The organism is Micromonospora sp. ATA51, from assembly GCF_016802855.1.
In the GTDB taxonomy this organism is placed as follows: Bacteria; Actinomycetota; Actinomycetes; order Mycobacteriales; family Micromonosporaceae; genus Micromonospora; species Micromonospora sicca.
The window spans coordinates 1-2783 of the sequence record NZ_JAEVHJ010000523.1; the positions used below are offsets into that span (position 1 = coordinate 1).

Here is a 2783-nt window from a genome sequence, read left to right on the forward strand (position 1 = left end):
GCTGCGCACCGCTGGCACAGCAGTCCCGCCCGCAACGACTTCCAGCGATGCCCTGCGCCACCGTTCGGGCGGCCAGGATGATAGCGGTGTCAGCTTCTGGGCACCTGCGCCGGGCCGACGGCCTCGCCCTGGTCCGCGCCTCGGTCGGCCGGTACGGCGACGAGACGTCGCTGCAGCTGACCGACGACGACCTGGTCGCCACCGTGCACCGGGAGCTGTCCAAGGTGCTGGGCGGCCCGCTGCCCGCCCCGGTCGCCAGTCACGTGCAGCGGTGGGGCGGCGCCCTGCCGCAGTACGCCCCCGGTCACCTCGACCGGGTGGCCGCGGCCCGGACGGCGCTGCGCGCCGCCACCCCACGCTGGTCCTGGCCGGCGCCGGCTACGACGGCGTCGGCATCCCGGTCTGCGTCCGCTCCGGCGAGACCGCGGCCGAGGAGATCATCACTGCCCTGGGAGGATCGGGTTCATGACCGAGCAGACCAACGCGGCCAGGCTCAAGGAGCTGAACGCCACCGTCCGTTACACCATGTGGTCGGTGTACCGGGCCACCAGCCCGCTCCCGTCGCTGCGCGAGAACGTCATCGACGAGGTCGAGGCCCTCTTCGAGGAGCTGGCCGGTAAGGACGTGACGATCCGCGGCACGTACGACGTCGCCGGTCTGCGCGCCGACGCCGACCTGCTGATCTGGTGGCACTCCTCGTCCAGCGACGCCCTGCAGGACGCCTACCTGCGGTTCCGGCGGACCACGCTGGGCCGGGCGCTCACCCCGGTCTGGTCGCAGATGGCGCTGCACCGGCCGGCGGAGTTCAACAAGAGCCACATCCCGGCGTTCCTGGCCGGCGAGGAGGCCCGCGCCTACCTCTGCGTCTACCCGTTCGTCCGCTCCTACGAGTGGTACCTGCTGCCGGACGCCGAGCGGCGGGAGATGCTCGCCGAGCACGGCCGGCTGGCCCGCGGCTACCCGGACGTGCGGGCCAACACGGTCGCCTCGTTCGCCCTCGGTGACTACGAGTGGATGCTCGCCTTCGAGGCCGACGAGCTGCACCGGATGGTCGACCTGATGCGCGACCTGCGGGCCTCCGGCGCCCGGCGGCACGTCCGGGAGGAGATCCCCTTCTACACCGGCCGCCGGCGCTCGATCGCCGACATCGTCACCTGCCTGGTCTGAATCCCGGCCGACACGCGAGACGGGCCCCGGAGTTCCCTCCGGGGCCCGTCGTCGTTCCGGGTCAGCCGATGTAGACGAGACCGTCGGTGATGACCCGGGGCCGGCCCGAGGTGCCCACCACGACGATCTTCACCGTGTGCCGCGCGCTGCTGGACCAGCTCTTGGTCCACATCACCCGGCGGTAGTCGGTGGTGCTGTTGCGCAGGTCCACCGTGGTCTGCTTGACGCCGTCCACCCAGATCTCCGCCTGGCCGGAGGTCGACGTCCGGGTCGCCAGGAAGGCGACCGAGCGGGCGGTGACGGTCCAGGTCAGCGAGGACTTGGCGGCCGTCGAGGTCAGCGCCGAGCCGCCGAGGTAGGAGCTGCCGGTGCTGGTCGACCAGGTGCCCGTCCGGGTGGCCTTGGTCTCGGGGAGGAAGATCGGGATCCAGCTCGCCGAGGTGGTGGCGGTGTTGCCGGCCCAGTCCTGGGCGCGCATCGACCATGCGGTGGCGACGCTCGGCTTGGTGGTGGTGCCGTAGCTGCCGCTGGCGGCGAAGGTGCGGCTGATCGGGGCGGTGAGCTGGACCGAGCCGACGCCGGTGTTGTCCGCCGCCCGCCAGTTCACCGTCACCGGCACAACCGTGCCGCTCACCTGACCGGCCCGCAGGGCGAGGGTGGGTCCCTGCGGGAAGGTCGGCGCGGCGGTGTCGACGACGAACGCCTGCGCGGCGGTCGCGTTGACCCGGCCGATCTTGTGCGCGGCGCGCACCACCACGGTGTGCGTGCCCGCGGGGACGGTGACCGACGCCGACCGGGCGGTGCCGGCGGCGGTGGCCACGACCGTGCCGTCCACCACCACGTCGAAGCGGGAGATCAGGTTGCTCGGCGTGATCGTCGTCCAGGACGCGGTGAACGTGCTCCTGGTGTAGTACGTCGTGCCGCTCAGGGTGCCGGTCAGGCCGGTCAGGCGCAGGTTGGCGGTGGTGGCCGCCTTGGCGCGGATGGTCGCGAGCTGGGCGTAGAGCGCGTCGCCGGGGCATTCGGTGGCCACCGCGTCCCGGTGCCCGGAGATCCGGTTGAAGACCACCTGCTCGCCCAGGTGGTACTTGCCCTCCACCCCGGAGGTCAGGGTGACCTTGCCGAACGGGTCGTTGCCGTACGCGCCGAGCTTGTACGCGGCGACGTGCGCGACGGCGTCCTGCACGCCGGTGGGGATGCCGGCGCTGATGTAGGTGCCGAGTACGGCGATCGCGGCGTTGTCGGTGTTGAAGCCGTAGGTGTGCGCGCCGGTCACCGGCTTGTCGATGCCGCCCTTGCGGCCCTCGAAGACGACCCCGCACTTGTCGACGAGGAAGTTGTATCCGATGTCGTTCCAGCCGTTGCTCTTGACGTGGTAGATCTCGATGCCCCGGACGAGGGCCGCCGAGTCGGCGCAGCTGTAGTCGTTGGTGCCGGCGGTGTGGTGCACGAAGAACGCCTTGACCGTGGTCCCGTACGTCGGCGGGTCGGTGACGATCGACTCGTCGGCCTTCCACTCCGCGCGGGTGACCACCTTCGGCGTCGGGATCGGGTTCGCCGGGGCGGTGGCGGTGGGCGCCACGGTGGGCGCGGTGGTGGTGGGCGCCGGGGCGACG

Annotated in this window: 2 protein-coding genes and 1 pseudogene; 2 read left to right on the forward strand and 1 reads right to left on the reverse strand. The window is 71.9% G+C overall.

Going from position 1 to position 2783, the window contains the following annotated elements:
- Positions 1-98: 98 nt before the first annotated feature.
- Positions 99-469 (forward strand): annotated as a pseudogene (locus tag JNW87_RS37105) (FAD-dependent oxidoreductase); the annotation flags it as partial.
- The gene (gene hemQ / locus JNW87_RS37110; protein ID WP_109800031.1) at positions 466-1167 is read left to right on the forward strand and encodes a hydrogen peroxide-dependent heme synthase; all 702 of its coding nucleotides are present in this window, start codon (positions 466-468) and stop codon (positions 1165-1167) included. The pseudogene JNW87_RS37105 and the gene hemQ, both read left to right, overlap by 4 nt.
- A gap of 61 nt (positions 1168-1228) precedes the next feature.
- Here the strand turns inward: hemQ and JNW87_RS37115 are convergent.
- A partial coding sequence (locus JNW87_RS37115) for an N-acetylmuramoyl-L-alanine amidase (RefSeq protein ID WP_238455327.1) occupies positions 1229-2783 on the reverse strand: 1555 nt, incomplete at its 5' end.

Excerpts from the sequence above, each read along its gene's own strand:
- hemQ (WP_109800031.1), top strand. The coding sequence starts at position 466 with ATGACCGAGCAGACCAACGCGGCCAGGCTCAAGGAGCTGAACGCCACC.